Origin of the sequence: Youhaiella tibetensis (genome assembly GCF_008000755.1) — a bacterium.
Lineage (GTDB): Bacteria > Pseudomonadota > Alphaproteobacteria > Rhizobiales > Devosiaceae > Paradevosia > Paradevosia tibetensis.
Map to the genome: position 1 here is coordinate 1,063,307 of NZ_CP041690.1, position 17,911 is coordinate 1,081,217.

At 63.9% G+C, this 17,911-nt stretch carries 18 protein-coding genes and 1 riboswitch; of the genes, 17 read left to right on the forward strand and 1 reads right to left on the reverse strand.

Annotated features, from left to right (window positions below; translation table 11 throughout):
• Nucleotides 1-308: 308 nt before the first annotated feature.
• The 12 genes from coxB to FNA67_RS05250 all read left to right on the forward strand — a co-directional run bounded on the left by coxB (nucleotide 309) and on the right by FNA67_RS05250 (nucleotide 13,104).
• A complete protein-coding gene (coxB, locus tag FNA67_RS05200; protein ID WP_049704212.1) occupies nucleotides 309-1,220 on the forward strand; it encodes a cytochrome c oxidase subunit II in 912 nt (303 codons plus the stop codon).
• Nucleotides 1,221-1,253: 33 nt separating this feature from the next.
• Complete coding sequence (gene ctaD, locus FNA67_RS05205; protein ID WP_049704213.1) at nucleotides 1,254-2,957, forward strand: cytochrome c oxidase subunit I; 1,704 nt, start codon at nucleotides 1,254-1,256, stop codon at nucleotides 2,955-2,957.
• A gap of 68 nt (nucleotides 2,958-3,025) precedes the next feature.
• On the forward strand, nucleotides 3,026-3,955 hold the full coding sequence (locus tag FNA67_RS05210) for a heme o synthase (protein WP_244616479.1): 930 nt from the start codon (nucleotides 3,026-3,028) through the stop codon (nucleotides 3,953-3,955).
• Nucleotides 3,952-4,125: a hypothetical protein gene (locus FNA67_RS21835; RefSeq protein ID WP_170267152.1), complete on the forward strand. Its 174-nt coding sequence runs from the start codon at nucleotides 3,952-3,954 to the stop codon at nucleotides 4,123-4,125. Before FNA67_RS05210 ends, FNA67_RS21835 begins: the two co-directional genes overlap by 4 nt.
• A 2-nt stretch (nucleotides 4,126-4,127) precedes the next feature.
• Nucleotides 4,128-4,682, forward strand: coding sequence for a cytochrome c oxidase assembly protein (locus tag FNA67_RS05215; protein WP_147655302.1), 555 nt, complete (start codon nucleotides 4,128-4,130; stop codon nucleotides 4,680-4,682).
• A gap of 11 nt (nucleotides 4,683-4,693) precedes the next feature.
• Nucleotides 4,694-5,527 carry a cytochrome c oxidase subunit 3 gene (locus tag FNA67_RS05220; protein WP_049704217.1) on the forward strand — a complete coding sequence of 278 codons (834 nt, stop codon included), beginning with the start codon at nucleotides 4,694-4,696 and terminating at the stop codon, nucleotides 5,525-5,527.
• 64 nt (nucleotides 5,528-5,591) lie between these two features.
• On the forward strand, nucleotides 5,592-5,957 hold the full coding sequence (locus FNA67_RS05225; protein WP_147655303.1) for a DUF983 domain-containing protein: 366 nt from the start codon (nucleotides 5,592-5,594) through the stop codon (nucleotides 5,955-5,957).
• A complete protein-coding gene (locus FNA67_RS05230) occupies nucleotides 5,954-6,721 on the forward strand; it encodes an SURF1 family protein (RefSeq protein WP_147655304.1) in 768 nt (255 codons plus the stop codon). The genes FNA67_RS05225 and FNA67_RS05230 overlap by 4 nt, the downstream gene beginning before the upstream one ends.
• A gap of 69 nt (nucleotides 6,722-6,790) precedes the next feature.
• The gene (thrC, locus tag FNA67_RS05235; RefSeq protein ID WP_147655305.1) at nucleotides 6,791-8,182 is read left to right on the forward strand and encodes a threonine synthase; all 1,392 of its coding nucleotides are present in this window, start codon (nucleotides 6,791-6,793) and stop codon (nucleotides 8,180-8,182) included.
• A gap of 101 nt (nucleotides 8,183-8,283) precedes the next feature.
• Nucleotides 8,284-9,492: a M16 family metallopeptidase gene (locus FNA67_RS05240; RefSeq protein WP_049707839.1), complete on the forward strand. Its 1,209-nt coding sequence runs from the start codon at nucleotides 8,284-8,286 to the stop codon at nucleotides 9,490-9,492.
• Between the two features lie 8 nt (nucleotides 9,493-9,500).
• Nucleotides 9,501-10,109: a GNAT family N-acetyltransferase gene (locus FNA67_RS05245; protein ID WP_147655306.1), complete on the forward strand. Its 609-nt coding sequence runs from the start codon at nucleotides 9,501-9,503 to the stop codon at nucleotides 10,107-10,109.
• A 112-nt stretch (nucleotides 10,110-10,221) separates the two neighbouring features.
• Complete coding sequence (locus tag FNA67_RS05250) at nucleotides 10,222-13,104, forward strand: EAL domain-containing protein (protein ID WP_049704222.1); 2,883 nt, start codon at nucleotides 10,222-10,224, stop codon at nucleotides 13,102-13,104.
• 104 nt (nucleotides 13,105-13,208) lie between these two features.
• Here the strand turns inward: FNA67_RS05250 and FNA67_RS05255 are convergent, their stop codons facing one another.
• Nucleotides 13,209-13,787, reverse strand: a complete 579-nt coding sequence (locus FNA67_RS05255) for a YqgE/AlgH family protein (RefSeq protein ID WP_049704223.1) — start codon at nucleotides 13,785-13,787, stop codon at nucleotides 13,209-13,211.
• 130 nt (nucleotides 13,788-13,917) lie between these two features.
• Here FNA67_RS05255 and FNA67_RS05260 point away from each other — a divergent pair, with 130 nt between their 5' ends.
• The 5 genes from FNA67_RS05260 to gcvH all read left to right on the forward strand — a co-directional run bounded on the left by FNA67_RS05260 (nucleotide 13,918) and on the right by gcvH (nucleotide 17,861).
• Entirely contained in the window at nucleotides 13,918-14,733 is an 816-nt protein-coding gene (locus tag FNA67_RS05260; protein WP_147655307.1) for a protein-disulfide reductase DsbD domain-containing protein, read from the forward strand.
• A gap of 59 nt (nucleotides 14,734-14,792) precedes the next feature.
• Nucleotides 14,793-15,287, forward strand: a complete 495-nt coding sequence (locus FNA67_RS05265; protein ID WP_147655308.1) for a peroxiredoxin family protein — start codon at nucleotides 14,793-14,795, stop codon at nucleotides 15,285-15,287.
• Between the two features lie 30 nt (nucleotides 15,288-15,317).
• Nucleotides 15,318-15,902, forward strand: a complete 585-nt coding sequence (locus tag FNA67_RS05270; protein ID WP_049704225.1) for a hypothetical protein — start codon at nucleotides 15,318-15,320, stop codon at nucleotides 15,900-15,902.
• A gap of 192 nt (nucleotides 15,903-16,094) precedes the next feature.
• A riboswitch (glycine riboswitch) is annotated at nucleotides 16,095-16,183 on the forward strand.
• Between the two features lie 136 nt (nucleotides 16,184-16,319).
• Nucleotides 16,320-17,486 (forward strand): glycine cleavage system aminomethyltransferase GcvT, encoded by a 1,167-nt coding sequence (gene gcvT / locus FNA67_RS05275; RefSeq protein WP_147655309.1) that lies wholly within the window; start codon nucleotides 16,320-16,322, stop codon nucleotides 17,484-17,486.
• Between the two features lie 9 nt (nucleotides 17,487-17,495).
• A complete protein-coding gene (gcvH, locus tag FNA67_RS05280; protein ID WP_147655310.1) occupies nucleotides 17,496-17,861 on the forward strand; it encodes a glycine cleavage system protein GcvH in 366 nt (121 codons plus the stop codon).
• The last annotated feature ends 50 nt before the right edge of the window (nucleotides 17,862-17,911 follow it).

Sequence of the window (17,911 nt, forward strand, 5' to 3'; positions counted from 1 at the left end):
CCCAGTCGAATCGGACCGTTTTCTAGGCTCTGTTGCCTTCTTGCGGGGGCGTCAGGCCCTTGTCAACGCTGCCCGCCCAGGCGCGCGACGACATCCCGAAAACTGCGGCAACCATATGGCGTTGCCCATTCGCGGCGCATTTTGACGCATCCTTGTGCATATCACCGTCGTAGACTCGCGCAATTGGATGTGATTTAGGTCACCACCAGTGAAGAAACGCTCCGAGGTTGAGTCGGGGCGGCTTGTCCTATGCCGCACATTTCGCCTCAACCCCGTCGCACGCAATTGTGAAGTATAGGGGGTTATAGGTGACCGCACAGTTCTTCCGTAAGTTGGGGGCTGCGCTGGCTGCGCCGCTGGCACTTCTGCCAGGCGTCGCGCTGGCTGTGGAGGCCGGACGGCCCGACCCGGGCCAAATCGGTTTCCAGGAATCGGTGACCCCGATCATGGATTCCATCGAAGCGTTCCACAACAACCTGCTGCTGTGGATCATCTCGGGCATCGTCCTGCTGGTGTTCGTGCTTCTGGCGATCGTGATTTTCCGCTTCAACGCGAAATCCAATCCCAAGCCGGCCACGTTCACGCACAATACGCTCGTCGAGGTCGTCTGGACCGTTCTGCCGATCGTGGTGCTGATCATCATCGCCATCCCGTCCTTCGCCGTTCTGACCGACCAGCTCACGGTTCCCGATGGGCAGCGCAAGTACCTGGGCAACTCCATCTTCTCCTGGGGTGAAGTCGACGTTCCCGCTCCCTCGCTGACCATCAAGGCGACCGGCGAGCAGTGGTACTGGAACTACACCTACGTGGACGACGACCAGTCCTACGACTCCTACATGCTCAACGAAGCGGACCGCACCGCCAACAAGCCGAACGAGCCGCGCCTCCTGGCCGTGGACAACGAGCTGGTCGTGCCGGTCAACGCCACCGTGCGCATGCAGGTCACGGCGAGCCCCTCGGGCGTGATCCATGCCTTTACGGTTCCGTCCTTCGGTATCAAGATTGACGCCGTCCCCGGCCGCCTCAACGAGACCTGGTTCAATGCCCGCAAGGAAGGCATCTACTACGGTCAGTGCTCGGAACTGTGCGGCAAGGACCATGCGTTCATGCCGATCGCCGTGCGCGTCGTGAGTGCCGACCAGTTCAAGACCTGGCTCGCCTCCCTCAAGGAGAGCGGCGACGTCGAGACGGCCAACGCAACTTTGGTGGCGGCTCAGTAAGCCGCGAATACTGTAAAGAGAGAGAACGCCGCCATGGCTGACACTACACAACACGCTCTCGAGCAGGCTGCCACACACGGGTCTGGGCACGACTCCCACGACCACGGTCACCCGACCGGGTGGCGCCGCTACGTCTATTCGACCAATCACAAGGACATCGGCACGATGTACCTTATCTTCGCGATCATCGCGGGTGTGATTGGTGGTCTCCTCTCCGGCGCAATGCGCATGGAGCTCCAGGAGCCCGGCATCCAGATCTTCCATGGCCTGGCGGCCATGGTCTACGGCGTTGACGGCGACGTTGCCCTCGATGCCGGCAAGCAGATGTTCAACGTGTTCACCACCGCTCACGCCCTCATCATGATCTTCTTCATGGTGATGCCGGCGATGATCGGCGGCTTCGCCAACTGGTTCGTGCCGCTCATGATCGGCGCCCCGGACATGGCGTTCCCGCGCATGAACAACATCTCGTTCTGGCTCCTTCCCCCGGCCCTGCTGCTGCTGGTCATCTCGATGTTCGTCGAGGGTCCGGCCGGTCTGCACGGCGCTGGTGGCGGCTGGACGATCTATCCGCCGTTCTCGACCTCCGGTCAGCCCGGCCCGGCCATGGACTTCGTGATCTTCTCGCTGCACATCGCGGGTATCTCCTCGATCCTTGGCGCGATCAACTTCATCACCACCATCTTCAACATGCGCGCCCCCGGCATGACGCTGCACAAGATGCCGCTCTTCCCCTGGGCCGTGCTCGTGACCGCGTTCCTGCTGCTGCTGTCGCTCCCGGTTCTCGCCGGCGGCATCACCATGCTGCTGACCGACCGCAACTTCGGCACCACGTTCTTCGCGCCTGAAGGTGGCGGCGACCCGATCCTGTTCCAGCACCTGTTCTGGTTCTTCGGTCACCCCGAAGTGTACATCCTGATCCTGCCGGGCTTCGGCATCATCTCGCACATCGTCTCGACCTTCTCGCGCAAGCCGATCTTCGGTTACCTCGCGATGGTCTACGCCATGGTTGCCATCGGCTTCGTCGGCTTCATCGTGTGGGCTCACCACATGTATACGACCGGCCTTTCGCTCGACGTGCAGCGCTACTTCGTTGCCGCAACCATGGTCATCGCGGTGCCCACCGGTGTTAAGATCTTCTCGTGGATCGCCACCATGTGGGGCGGCTCGATCACCTTCCGTCCGCCCATGGTCTGGGCCATCGGCTTCATCTTCCTGTTCACCGTTGGTGGTGTGACGGGCGTGGTGCTCGCCAATGCCGGCGTCGACCGTTCGTTCCAGGACACCTACTACGTGGTTGCCCACTTCCACTACGTGCTCTCGCTGGGCGCCGTGTTCGCGATCTTCGCGGGTTGGTACTACTGGTACCCGAAGATGTTCGGCTACATGTACAACGAGACCCTGGCGCACGTGCACTTCTGGATCACGTTCGTCGGTGTGAACCTGATCTTCTTCCCGCAGCACTTCCTCGGCCTCGCCGGCATGCCGCGCCGCTACATCGACTATCCCGATGCTTACGCGCTGTGGAACCGCGTCTCCTCGATCGGCTACTACATCACGTTCGTGGGTCTGCTCGTGTTCCTCTACCTGCTGGTCGAAGCTGCCCGTAAGAAGCGCAAGGCTCCGGACAATCCGTGGGGCGAGGGTGCAACCACCCTGGAATGGACGCTGTCGTCGCCGCCGCCGTTCCACCAGTTCGAAGTGCTTCCGCGCATCGAATCCACCAAGACGCACTAAGCGCGTCCCAGGGCTTACAAATGCGGGCGTCCCGGGTCGGGGCGCCCACCACACGAAGGGTAAAGCGAGTGACCTATCTTCATGACAGCAAGGACGTTCCGGCGATTGCCGGTGGCGCGCGGGTAGGCGACTACTTCGCGTTGCTCAAGCCTCGCGTCATGTCGCTGGTCATCTTCACGGCCATCGTCGGCCTGTTGCTGGCGCCCGGCCCGATCAATCCGGTCATCGCCTTCATTGCCCTGCTCTGCATTTCCATCGGCGCCGGTGGCTCGGGCGCGCTCAACATGTGGTACGATAGCGATATCGACGCCGTCATGAGCCGCACGCGCAACCGCCCGATCCCGTCCGGCCGCGTCGAACGCAACGACGCTCTGGCCATCGGCCTGATCGCCTCGGGCTTTTCGGTGATGACGCTGGGCCTGGCCACCAACTGGCTGGCCGCAGGCTTCCTCGCCTTCACCATCTTCTTTTACGCCGTCATCTATTCGATGTGGCTCAAGCGCTCGACGCCCCAGAACATCGTGATCGGTGGCGCGGCCGGAGCCTTCCCGCCGATGGTGGCCTGGGCTGCCGTGACCGGCACCATCAGCATCGAGAGCATCGCTCTCTTCCTCATCATCTTCATGTGGACCCCGCCGCATTTCTGGGCGCTGGCGCTCTATAAGCAGAGCGACTACCAGGAAGCCGGTATCCCCATGATGCCCAACGTTGCGGGCGAACAGTCGACCAAGGTGCAGATCCTGGTCTACTCGGTCCTGCTGCTTGTCTCGACCCTTATCCCGTCTTTCATCGGTTTCTCGCACCTGCCCTACACGGCCGTCGCGACCGTAACCGGCGTGTGGTTCGTCGTCCTTGCCTTGCAGCTCTATCGCCGCACCGGTGTGGAGATGAAGAAGGCAGGCAAGAAGCTGTTCACGTACTCGCTCTACTACCTGCTCATCATCTTCCTCGCTCTTCTCGCCGACCATTATCTGGCGCAGTTCGGAGGTTTTGCATGATGGCCAAGGAAGTCGCACCCACTCCCGTAGATCCCAAGGAGGCTGCGCGTCTCGCCAGCCGCCGCAAGCGATCGATCGCTCTGGCGGTCGTTCTGGGCGTGGTCGTGGTCCTGTTCTACGTGCTGACCATCGTCAAGATGGGCCCGGCCATCTTCAACCGGGACCTCTGAGCATGGCACACGCACAAGACTCTTCGCCGATCGTCAATTCGCGCCGCCATCACCGCATCGCCTATGTGCTGGTGCTCGTGGTCGCCGCAATGGTGGGCGTCGCCTATGCGGCCGTGCCGCTCTACAAGATCTTCTGCCAGGTGACCGGCTACGGTGGCACCACGCAGGTCGCCGATGCCAACCCCAAGGGCGTCATCGACCGCGAGATGACCGTGCGCTTCGACTCCAACGTCGATGGCGGCCTTCCCTGGACGGTGACGCCGGCGCGGCCCATCACGGGCAAGATCGGTTCCACCGAGACCATCAACTTCGTGGCGGTCAACAATTCGGACAAGACCGTCACCGGCACCGCGATCTTCAACGTCAGCCCCGACCGGGCAGGCGTCTACTTCAACAAGATCGAGTGCTTCTGCTTCACCGAGCAGACGCTCAAGCCCGGCGAGCGCGTCGAGATGCCGGTCGTCTTTTTCGTTGATCCCGACCTGAACGAGAACAAGGATCTCGATACGGTTCGTGAGATCACGCTCTCCTACACTTTCTACGCTTCAGATAAATAAGGGAAGCTGACATGGCCGCGGTTACAAAACACCACGACTACCACCTCGTAAATCCCAGCCCTTGGCCTTTTGTCGGCTCCGTCTCGCTGTTCGTGATGGCTCTGGGCGCCGTGCTCTGGTTCCACAACATGGCTCCGCCGTGGATCCTGGTCATCGGTGTCATCGGTGCCCTCTACACCATGTACGGCTGGTGGTCGGACGTTATCAAGGAAGGCCATGCCGGCGATCACACGCCCGTAGTGCAGATGCACCATCGCTACGGCATGATGCTCTTCATCGCGTCCGAAGTTATGTTCTTCGTGGCCTGGTTCTGGGCCTATTTCGACGGCTTCTTCCGCTTCGGTGATGCCGAGCAGTATGCCCGCGTCGAGGCGACCGGCGGCCATTGGCCTCCGATGGGCGTTGAGCTCTTCAACCCCTGGCACCTGCCGCTGTTCAACACTATCATCCTGCTGACCTCGGGCACGACCGTGACCTGGGCCCACCATGCCCTGATCCATGGCGACCGTCGCGGCCTCAAGGCCGGCCTGGCGCTGACCGTGGCCCTCGGCGTGCTCTTCACCATCGTGCAGGCCATCGAATACACCCATGCCGGGTTCACCTTCTCGGGTAACTTCTATGGCGCCACCTTCTTCATGGCGACCGGCTTCCACGGCTTCCACGTCATCATCGGCACCATCTTCCTGCTGGTCTGCCTCGTCCGCGCCCAGGCCGGCGACCTGACCCCGAAGAACCATCTCGGCTTCGAATTCGCCGCCTGGTACTGGCACTTCGTCGACGTGGTGTGGCTGTTCCTCTTTGCCTCGATCTACATCTGGGGCAGCTGGGGCGTGGCGACGCACTAAGCGTCCGCAACCAGATCGTTCGGGGCGCGGCAATCCGCGCCCCGTTTTCTTTAGGGACGAGCCGATGAGCCAGACCTTTCCTCCCGTGAACCCCTTCAAGGCCGGCGCGCTTTGCCGCTGCCCGCGTTGTGGAGAGGGCAAGCTCTTCCGCGGCTACCTCAAGGTCGCCCCGCAATGCAGCGTGTGCGGTCTCGATCTTGCCTTTGCCGACAGCGGCGACGGCCCGGCCATCTTCATCATCTTCGTGGTGGGTTTCCTGGTGATGGGGCTGGCGCTCATCGTGGATATCCTTTTCCACCCGCCGGTGTTCGTGCACCTGGCCCTGTGGGTGCCGATCACGCTGATCCTTTGCTTCGCGCTGCTGCCGCCCTTCAAGGCCATCATGGTGGCCCTGCAGTACCGCCACGACGCCCATGAGGGCCACCAGTGACCGCTACGACTACTGCCCGGGGGCGTCCCTGGGTCTTCTGGAGCTTCATCGTCTTCATGGCGGCGCTCGTCGCGCTGTTCATCTACCTCGGCACCTGGCAGATGCACCGGCTGGGCGAGAAGGAAGCGCTGATCGCCGCCGTCGAGCAGCGCAGCCACCTCGCGCCCGAGCCTCTGCCCCCTGTGGCGGAGTGGTCCTCGATTGTCCCCGCTGACTTCGACTTCCGCCCCGTGTCCCTGACCGGCCATTTTGTTCCGGACCAGACCATCGAGGTCTTCACCAGCCTGAGCGAAACCAAGGGCATGTATTCCGGCCCGGGCTATTGGGTGGTCGTGCCCTTCGCGCTCGACAGCGGTGGCACGGTCCTCGTCAATCGCGGCTATGTGCCCGAGCCGCGCCGGGCCGACTTCGCTAACGATCCCTCGACGCCTGCCGGCACCGTCACCGTGACGGGCCTCGCCCGTCAGCCCGAGGAGATCAACTCGTTCACCCCAGCCGCCGACGCCGCCAAGCGCATTGAGTGGGTGCGCAATCCCGCACGGCTGGCCGAGCTTCTCGATCCCGCGCTCGCACCGGTCGCTCCCCTTTACGTGGACCTTCCGGCCGGGGAGGCGGGGGCGCTGCCGCAGGGCGGGGAAACGGTGATGGCCTTTCCCAATCGACACTTCGAATATGCGATGACCTGGTACGCGTTTGCGCTCATTACGCCAATCATGCTGGGCTTCTGGATCTTGCGCCAGCGGCGCGGGCAAGCAGGCAAGTAGAATGAAACTTGCGGCGCACGGCCCGTTTCAATAGGTTGCATCCCACTTTTGGTCGGATGCATCCAATCTATGCAGTTTGTTTCGACGCGCGGCCTGGCGCCTGCGCTGAGTTTTTCTGATGCCATGCTTGCCGGTCTCGCGAGCGACGGCGGTCTTTATCTGCCGGAAACGTGGCCGCAGGTTTCCCCCGCCGAAATAGCTGCCTACGCGGGGAAGCCCTATGCCGAAGTCGCCTTCGACATCATCCGGCGCTTTTCCGCCTCAGACATCCCCGATGCCGACCTCCACGAGATCGTCACAGCGGCATACGGCACGTTCCGGCACCCCTCGGTGACCCCGATCATCGAGCTCGAACCCAACCACTTCGTGCTCGAACTCTTCCACGGCCCCACGCTTGCCTTCAAGGACGTGGCCATGCAGTTCCTGGCCCGCGCCATGGACCATGTGCTGACCAAGCGCAACCTGCGCGCCACCATCGTGGGCGCGACCTCAGGCGATACCGGCTCGGCCGCTATCGAAGCCTTCCGTGGCCGCGACACCACCGACATCTTCATCCTGCACCCCAAGGGGCGCACGTCCGACGTGCAGCGCCGGCAGATGACGACGGTGCTCGACGCAAACGTCCACAACATCGCCCTCGAGGGCACGTTCGACGACTGCCAGAACATCGTCAAAGGGCTTTTCAACAACCACCGCTTCCGAGACTCGGTGCGCCTTTCTGGCGTCAATTCGATCAACTGGGGCCGGATCGTCGCCCAGATCGTCTATTACTTCACCGCGGCGGTCTCGCTCGGCGCCCCGCATCGCCAGGTCTCGTTCACCGTGCCTACCGGCAATTTCGGCGACATCTTCGCCGGCTACGCCGCCAAGCGCATGGGTCTGCCTATCGACCGGCTGATCATCGCGACCAATGCCAACGATATCCTCAAGCGCACGCTTGCCGGCGGGCGCTACGAGGTCAATGGCGTGGCGCCCACCATCAGCCCCTCGATGGACATCCAGATTTCCTCCAATTTCGAGCGGCTGCTCTTCGAGGCCGCCGGGCGCGATGCTGCCCAGGTGCGCACCATGATGGAAAGCCTCAAGCAGTCGGGAGGCTTCGACGTGCCGGCCCCGGCCCTGGCCGCGATCCGCGCCGAATTCCAGTCCGGCACCACGGACGAGGCGGCCACCAGCGCCACCATCGCCTCGGCGCTCGCCGATTCCGGCTACCTGCTCGATCCCCACACCGCGGTCGGCGTCCATGTCGCCCGCGCTAATCTTTCGGGCGTTACGCCCATGCTGAGCCTGGCCACGGCGCACCCCGCCAAGTTCCCCGCGGCCGTCAAGGCTGCGACGGGTGTTGAACCGGCACTGCCGGTGTGGTTGGCTGATCTCAACGAACGGCCCGAGCGCTTCGACGTTCTGGCCAACGACCAGGGTGCGGTGGAGACCTATATCAAGACGCGCACCCGCGCCTGAAACCGGGCAGCCTGCGGTTAGCGCAGCGCCAAGCCCACGGAGGAGAGTTCAGCGTGAGAACTACGACGCTCGATAACGGCGTGACCGTCCTGACCGACGACATGCCCCACCTCGAAAGCGCATCGCTCGGGGTCTGGGTAAAGGCAGGGTCGCGCAGCGAGCGCAAGGACGAGCACGGCATTTCCCACCTGCTCGAGCACATGGCCTTCAAGGGCACTGCGACCCGCAATTCGCTTCAGATCGCCGAAACGATCGAAAATGTCGGTGGCGACCTCAACGCCGCCACCTCCATCGAGCACACGGGCTATTTTGCCCGCGTTCTCAAGGAAGATGTCGGCCTCGCTGCCGATATCCTGGCCGATATCCTGCAGAACTCGATGTTCGATTCCAACGAACTCGACCGCGAGCGCAACGTCATCATCCAGGAGATCGGCGCGGCGCGCGACAATCCGGACGATCACGTTTTCGACCTCTTCCAGTCGGCTGCGTTTCCGGACCAGCCGATCGGGCGCACCATCCTGGGCACCGCCGATTCTGTGCGCACCATGGGCGCCCCCGCCATCCGCGACTATATGGATCGCAACTATGTGGGCGAGCGCATGGTGGTCGCCGCAGCCGGCAACGTGAACCACGACCAGCTCGTGGACATCGCCAACGACCGTTTCCACAACCTCAAGCGCAATGGTGCTCCCGATCCGGAGCGCGCCCGCTACGTGGGCGGCGAGGAGCGGCTGGTGTCGGACCACGAGCAGGCCCATATCGTCCTCGGCTTCGAGGGCAGGGCCTATAACTCGGACGGTTTCTACGCCGCCCAGGTGCTCGCCTCGATCCTGGGCGGTGGCATGTCCTCGCGCCTCTTCCAGGAAGTGCGCGAGAAGCGCGGTCTGTGCTACTCGGTCTACGCCTTCCATTGGGCGTTCGAGGACTCGGGCGTTTTCGGCATCGCCGCCGCGACCGGCGAGGACGAGGTGGCCGAACTGGTCCCTGTCGTGCTCGACGAATTGCGCCGCGCCACCGAGACCATCACCGAAGAGGAAGTGACCCGCGTGCGCAACCAGATTCGCGCCGGCCTCCTGATGTCGCTCGAAAGCCCCTCGGCCCGCGCCGGCCAGCTGGCCCGCCAGCAGATCCTCTGGGGCCGGACCATTCCGCTCCAGGAAACCGTCGACCGCATCAACCGCATCACCGCCGACCGGGTCAAACACGTCGCCAACCAGATCTTTGCCACCAACGAGGTCTCGTTGGCCGGCATCGGACCTGTGTCCAAGCTCCCGGACTACGTCTCGATCGGCGAACGTCTTAAGCACTAAGGTGTGGCGTGCTTTGGCCCTGGTCCTCGCGTGACAAGACTCCGGAACTGCACGGCGAGCGCGTAATCCTGCGCGCTCCCCAGCCGCACGACTACAAGGAGTGGCGCGCCCTTCGCCACCAGAGCCGCAGTTTCCTCAAACCCTTCGAGCCGCGCTGGACCGAGGCGGACCTGGGCCGCAGCGTCTATTTCGCGCGGCTGCGGCGCGGCAAGCAGGAAGCCGAGCAGGGCACCGATTTCACCTTCTTCATCTTCGTCATGGAAGGGGACCGCCAGAAGCTCGTCGGTGGCATGACCCTTTCCAACATCCGGCGTCGTGCCGCCCAGTTCGTGACGCTTGGCTACTGGATGGGCGAGCCGTTTGCCGGGCAGGGCTACATGACCGAGGCCGTTGGCGCGGTGCTGCCTTTTGTCTTCGACACGCTCGGACTTCACCGCATTCACGCCGCTTTTCTGCCCGACAACCTCGCCTCGCGGCGGGTGCTCGAAAAGAATGGATTCAAGGAAGAAGGCTACGCCGACAAATATCTCCAGATCGATGGGAAATGGGCCGACCATGTCCTGTTCGGCCTGACCCGCGAACATTACGAAGCCCGTCGCCGCCGCCGCTTCGCCTGAGGCACGTTCCCACAGCTTCGGCCTGGCGCCTGCGACGTTGGCTTGTCCTATGCGGAAATCCCCGCTACCACTTTCGCGCATCGCGAAAAGACTTAGGAAAACCCGCCGCCTAATGCGTCAGTTCATCACCCTCGCGATGTCGCTCGTGTTTCTCGTGGCTGGCCTGCTTCCTGCCGCCGCGTTCGACGTGATTTCCGTTCCCGAAGACGTCAATGCCGTCAACCTGACCGAGGCCATCGACATCGTGCCCGGCAATAACGGGCGGGTGCAGCTTTCGACCGCTCCCGGTGAAGACGGCATCATCCGTCGCATCGAGGTGCTGGCGTCCGAACCCGGGACGAATCCCAACTGGGCCCTTTTCGCGCTGCGCAATGATTCCGACGTGCAGATCGATCGCCTGCTGGTGGCGCCGTTCTTCCGGCTGCCCGGCTCGGGCGTCTTCAACCCCGATCTCGGCTCGGATCGCGTCCACGTACTGACCCCGAGCGCCGGCATCCGCCCCGTTCGCCTGGCCGACCCGGAATCGGACGTCTTCGAGATCACCCTCGATCCGGGCGCCACGGTGACCTTCGTGGCCGAACTGGCCTCCGACCAGCTTCCCGAGCTCTATCTCTGGAAGCCCGACGCCTATCGCGACTACGTCAATTCCTTCACGCTTTTCCGTGGCGTGGTGCTCGGCATCGCCAGCCTGGCCGCGGTGTTCCTCACCGTCATGTTCGTGGTGCGGGGCAGAGGCGTATTCCCGGCGACGGCCGCCTTCGCCTGGGCGGTGCTGGCCTATCTCCTCATCGATTTCGGTGTTATGGGACGCCTGCTCGGCGTCGGCAACGGCTCGATGCAACCGTTCAGGGCGGCCGCGGAGGCGGGCATCGCGACGACGCTGGCCGGCTTCCTCTTCATCTATCTCAACCTGCACCGCTGGCATCTGCGCTTCATCCATCTCGCGCTGGCTCTGGCCGCAGTGTTCCTGGCCCTATTCGGCTTCGCCTTCTTCCAGCCCGAGATCGCCGTGACGGTGGCGCGGCTGGTGCTGGTGCTGCTGGGGATCTCCGGCTTCTTCCTCATTCTCCTCCTGGCGCTGCGCGGCTACGACCGCGCCGTGCTGCTGGTGCCGACCTGGATCATCTACATCGCCTGGCTGTTCTATGGCTGGCTGGTGGTCTCGGGCCAGGTATCCAACGACGTGGCCCAGCCGGCCGTGGCCGGCGGCCTTGTACTTATCGTCATGCTGCTGGGCTTCACCGCCGTCCAGCATGCCTTCTCGGACGGGCAGGTTTCCATCGGCACCCTCTCGGAAGTCGAGCGCCGCGCCCTCGCCCTCACCGGCAGCGGCGATTTCGTCTTCGACTGGAATATCGAGCGGGATCGCGTGTCGGTATCCGATGAGCTCAACACGCGCCTGGGCGAACGCCGTGGCGCGCTGCGCGGCGCCATCAAGCGTTGGCTCGACCGCGTGCACCCCGAGGATCGCGATCGCTTCCGGACGGCCTTCGACACCCTGGTCGAGTTGCGGCGCGGCAAGGTTTCCGCCGACATGCGCCTGGCGACCCACGACGGCACCTATCGCACCTTCCGCATGCGCGTGAAGCCGGTGCTGGGCGGCGACGGCCAGGTCAACCGCATCGTCGGCACCCTGCAGGACGTGACCGAAGACCGCGCATCGCGCATGCGCCTGCTCCACGACTCGGTCCATGACAGCCTGACGGGCCTGCCCAACAAGCAACTGTTCCTCGATCGGCTCGACCGCGCCCTCATCCGCGCCCGCACCCCGGGCGGGGTGAAGCCGGCCGTGTTCCTCATCGATATCGACCGCTTCATGGACCTCGAGGAGCGCGTGGGCCACTCGGCCGCCGACTCGGTCCTGCTCGCCATCGCCCGCCGCATCTCACGCGTCATGCGCCCGCTCGATACGGTCGCGCGCATCAACGGCGACCAGTTCGCCGTGATCCTCGCCTCCGAGCAGGCCGCCAGCCGCATCGCCGAGACTGCCGAGCAGATCCGCAAGGCCCTCAAGGCTCCGTTCAACTTCGGCGACCGCGACCTGACGCTCACCGCCTCCATCGGCGTCACCATCTACGACAGCAACCCGGCCACCGCCGCCGACGTGCTGCGCGATGCCGAACTGGCGATGTATTACGCCAAACGCCTTGGTGGCGACCGCATCGAGGCCTACCGCGCCTCGGCCCGCTCCATCACCGCTTATAACCGCGCCAGCGAGGAAGATCTCGACCGCGGCCTCAAGGCCGGGGAACTGCAAGTCCAGTACCAGCCGATCATGGATATCAATTCCGGCCAGATATCGGGCGCCGAGGCGCTGATGCGCTGGAACCATCCGAGCCGCGGCGTGGTGAACCCGGAAGAGTTCATACCGCTCGCCGAACGTTCCGGACTCATCGAACGCCTCGGCCGCCTCGCTTTCGAGCAGGCCGCCAACCAGACGCGCGAATGGCTCAAGGCCCTGCCGGGCCTAGGCGAGGATTTCTTCGTTTCGATCAATCTCTCGCCCAGCCAACTCGCCTCCGAATCGCTGCTCAACGACATCCGCGGCCTCGCCAGCGGCAACAAGGACCTGATCTCGCACCTCAAGCTCGAGGTGACCGAGGGGCAGGTGATGACCAATCCCGAGCACTCGGCCTATATGCTCTCGACCTTGCGCAGCCTCGGGCTTGGCCTGGCGCTCGATGACTTCGGCACGGGGCACTCCTCGCTGAGCTACCTCCACCGCTTCCCCTTCGACACCATCAAGATCGCCGCGCCTTTCGTGCAGATCGGCGAGGATGGTGGCATGGCTCACACCCAAGTGCCGATCATCCGCTCGATCGTGGCGCTCGCCGCCGATCTCGACCTGATGGTGATTGCCGAGGGCGTGGAGACGCTGGACGAGGTCGAGCGCCTGCGCTCGCTCAACTGTCGCTACGCCCAGGGCTTCGCCTTCGGCGCCGCCATGCCGGGGCCGGAACTGTTCAAGAAGCTGCAGGCTCAGGTAGCGCGGTAGGGACGGTCAAGTGGCGCTTGGGCGCGCCCCAAACCGCTAGACACGCTTCCCCGGCGAAGGCCGGGGCCCATAGTTGTAAAGATGCCGGGCGGCCCGATGCCTCCTTAGGCATTCCCCGCCATCGTGCTCAGGCTTGCCCGCGTAATCCCCAGTTTCCTGAGTGCTGCATCGTACCGCTTTTCCAGCGGGACATCGAACAGCAGGTCGCGTGAATAAGGCACCGTGAGCCAGCCGTTGCGCCCGAGTTCGCCCTCGAGCTGTCCGGCGCCCCAACCGCAATAGCCGAGCGCGAAAATCGCCTCTGCCGGCTCGTTGTCGAAGGCGAGCGAGCGCAACACGTCCAGCGTTGCGGTGAGGTAGATTTCCTCGCTCACCTCGTAGGAATTGCCGTCGCGGAAGTAGTCGCTCGAATGAAGCACGAAGCCGCGGCCCTTCTCGACCGGCCCGCCGCGCAGGACTTCCCGGTTCTTGACCTGGTCGGGCAGGCGGATGATGTCATCGTGTTCGCCCAGGCTCAGTTCTTCGAGAATGTCGCCGAAGCTCATGTCGTCGACGCTCTTGTTGACCACCAGTCCCATAGCGCCTTCGTCGCCATGGCCGACCAGGTAGATCAGGCTCTCGCGAAAACGTTCGTCCGTCATGTCCGGCATGGCGACAAGAAACTGGCCCTTGAGCGAAATCATCACGCTGCTCCTCGGTCTGCGGGGCTGAGATCAGCTTAGGCCTGTTCCGGGGCCCTGCAAACCCCACCCTCACGAAGGCCTGATCGGTGGAGACTTTTGGAAACACTCAAGCTGCGCTATCCAAACCGCCATGCGTTCGCTTGTCCTCGTTTTCGCGACACTTTCGACTGTACCGGTCCTGGCGGCCGAAAGCGCCTGGCAGGAGCTCGTTCCTGGCGTGCGCGCGCGTCTCGTCACCAGTGACGTGCTCGATGCCGACGGCACCACGCTCGCCGGCATCCAGATCGACATGCCACAGAACTACAAGACCTATTGGAAGACGCCGGGGCAGACCGGCATCCCCACCGAGATCGACCTGGCGGGTTCGCAGGGCGTTGAGGGCTACCAGATCCTCTGGCCATATCCCACGGTCGACAACGCCGCCGGCTATCTCGACTACGTCTACTTTGGCCCGACCGTCCTGCCGCTGGAACTCAAGATCGCCAGCGACGCTCCTTCCGTGGTGGTGTCGGCCGTGATGGGGATCTGCTCGGACATCTGCATGCCCGCCAAGGCCAGCTTCGCCATGCCGCTGCAATTCGCCAAGGCCGATGCCGGCGAGGGTTTGCGGCTGCGTCAAGCGCTGGCCAACACGCCCATGCCCTGGCAGCAGAATCCGGAGGCAATCGGCGACGTGGTCTTCGACCAGGCGACCGGCGCCCTCAAGGTCAAGGTCGAAGATGCCCGCGTTGATTCCCAATCGCTTATCGCCTCTTTCGGCGATGCCGGCCTGCTTTTCGGGGTGCCGCAAAAAAGCCCGGAACCCGGCATAGTGCTCCTTCCGTCCTTGGGGACGGACAAGATTGAGGGCCTGGAGGGGCAGCCCGTTCAGCTCACGTTCATGACCGACATGGGACCGTTCGAAGTCTCCCGTCGAGTGTTGCCTATGGCCGCCTCGTCGCGGTAAAAGTTAGTTCAAAGGTCCGTCAAAATCGGCGCGGCCCGTGAACGCATAAGGGCAAGCGCATGATCAAGAGCGGCGACACGATTCCGTCTGTGCCGGTGAAGCTGGTTGACGGCTCCGGCATAAGCGACACCACCAGCGACAGCGTTCTCGGCCAGGGGCGCGTCGTGTTCTTCTCGGTGCCCGGCGCCTTCACCCCCACCTGCCACGTCAATCATTTACCTGGCTTTATCGCTAATGCCGATAAAATGCGCGCTGCCGGCGTGGACAGGATCGTCTGCGCCGCCGCCAATGACCATCACGTGGTCAAGGCATGGGCCGAAGCGAGCGATGCGCTCGGTAAGATCGATTTTATCGCCGATGGCAATGCCGCCCAGGCCAAAGCCTTCGGACTGGACAAGGACTTCTCGGGCGCCGGCATGGGCACGCGCTTCACGCGTGCGGCCATGCTGATCACCGATGGCGTCGTTGATGCCGTATTTATCGAGGATGCACCTGGCGTTTCCGCCACCGGCGCACCCGCAATCCTGATGGCGCTTGAAGCGCGCAAGAAGTAAGTCTGAGTGATGCGTGTGGAGAAGTTATTGATGCCGAACAACAAAATGAGCCCCGCCGTCCGATTTGCCGGCGCCGGCCTTCTGGCCCTCGCCTTGGCTGGCTGCTCGATGGGGAACATGTTCGGCGGCGGCGGCTCCACCGGCGCCCAGTTCGCCAACGCCACGGCCAATCCTGCCCAGATCGCCCAGGCTGCGCCCTCGGCGCTCCCGGCCATCGCCACCGAATGCCCGCCCATCAAGGTGCGCCCCGGCAGCGAGACGCTCTTCTCCTATGCCGGCCAGGCCGGCAACCCCGCCAACCTCAACTGGCAGGCCGTTATCGAGAAGCAATCGCGCAACTGCGTGGTTTCCAACGGCCTGATCACGGTCAAGATGGGCCTGGTCGGGCGCGTCGTCATGGGTCCCAAGAGCAGCGTCTCCTCGGTCAACCTGCCGGTCCGCTTCGCGGTCGAACGCGACGGCTCGGCGATCTTTTCGGAAAAGTACTCGATCCCCGTCGCCGTGACCCCGCCCAACCAGAGCGAGGAATTCGTCAAGGTCGTCGAGAACGTCCAGATTCCCTATATCGGCGGCGAAGACCTGGTCATCTGGGTCGGCTTCGATCCGCGCGGGTAAGGCCCGGGGCGCCATCGCGCCCAATGTCGCGCTTGCAATCGCTCGCCTGGAGTGTCGCGGTCGCCGCCTTTGCAGGCGGCTACGCCTATTCCCGCCATACCGAGATGCATCCGGGAGAGTAGGGCGTTTGTCAGCGTCCTTGTGAGCATTCCATCGTCGCGATTGACGGCGAACCAATTCTTCTACATGTTGCGCTCGACTGCGGGAGAGATCGGGCTTTGCCCGGCGCCGAAGGAGCAACCGCCCCGGAAACTCTCAGGCAAAAGGACCGCGTCAGGCTGAACTCTGGAAAGCGGGCGATCTCGCCCCACCGAAGGAGCAACCGGCAATAGCCGGGAAATCTCTCAGGTTAGCGGACAGAGGGGGTGCGCGCTTGCCGCAAGGCGGGCAATCGTCCCTCGCTGCCGGAAGAGTCAATTGGCCGACACCTCGCCTCAAGACCTCAAGACCGTTCCCCTCAACGACGTGCATGTCGCGCTCGGCGGCCGCATGGTGCCCTTCGGCGGCTATTCGCTGCCGGTGCAATACCCGACCGGCATCATCACCGAGCACAAGTGGACGCGCGAGCATGCCGGGCTCTTCGACGTCTCCCACATGGGGCCGTCCTTCCTGCTGCTCAACGAGAAATCGGGCGACCCCGATGCCGATCACGCCGCCATCGCCGCGCTGGTCGAGCCGCTGATCTGCGGCGACATCAAGGGCCTCAAGCCCGGTCAGATCCGCTACACGCTGCTCCTCAACGAGACCGGCGGCGCCCTCGACGATCTGATGATTGCCCGCCCCGCCGATCCGGCCTGGGCCGGTTCGCTCTATATCGTGGTCAATGCTGGTACCAAGGACGCCGATTTCGCCCGCATCGCCGCCGCCTCTGCCGGCAAGGCGACGCTCAACCGCGCCGACAACTGCGCGCTCCTCGCCCTGCAGGGGCCAGACGCGGTCGCGGTGCTCTCAAGCATTATTCCCGAAGTTGCCGAACTGGGCTTCATGACCTACCGCTCCTTCCCCTGGAACGGCACCGTGCTGGTCATCGCCCGCTCGGGATACACCGGCGAGGATGGCTTCGAGATCCTGGTGGAGCCCGAACACGCCAAGGCTTTCTGGGACGCGCTCGCCCTGGACGGACGAGTGAAGCCCATTGGCCTGGGCGCTCGCGACAGCCTGCGCCTCGAAGCCGGCCTGCCGCTCTATGGCCACGACCTCGATGAAACCATTTCGCCCACCGAGGCCGGCCTCAACTTCGCCGTCTCCAAGCGTCGCCGCGAAGCTGCCGATTTCCCCGGCGCCGCGCGCATCCTCAAGGAATATGGCGGCGAACTCTCCCGTGTCCGCGTCGGCCTGCTGGTCGATGGCGCGCCGGCCCGCGAGGGCGCCGAAATCCTCGATGCCTCGGGTGCCGTCATCGGCAAGGTCACGAGCGGCGGCTTCTCGCCGTCCCTGAGCCGCGCCATCGCGCTCGGGTTCGTGCCGCCCGACCATGCCGCGGTCGGCACCAAGCTTTCCGTTTCCGTGCGCGGCCGCAGCCAGTCCGCTGAAGTCGCCGCGCTCCCCTTCGTTCCCCACCGTTACTACCGCAAGCCGGTTTGAGAGGCGTCCATGACCATCAAGTTCACCCAGGACCACGAATACATCCGCATTGAAGGCCAGACCGGCATCGTCGGCATCACCGCCTATGCGCAGGAGCAGCTCGGCGACATCGTTTTCGTCGAGCTCCCCGCCATCGGCAAGACGGTCAAGAAGGGCGACGAGACCGCCGTCGTGGAATCGGTCAAGGCCGCTTCGGAAATCTACGCCCCCGTGGGCGGCACCATCGAGGCGGTCAACGAGGCGCTCGGCGCCGAGCCGGCCATGGTCAACCAGGACCCGCTTGGCACCGGCTGGATGTATCAGATCCACATCGGGGATCCCTCCGAACTCGACGGCCTGATGGACGAAGCCGCCTACGCTGATTTTATCAAATAGCACTGAGCCTCGGGCTCACCCCCTCCCCAACCCTCCCCGCAGGGGGAGGG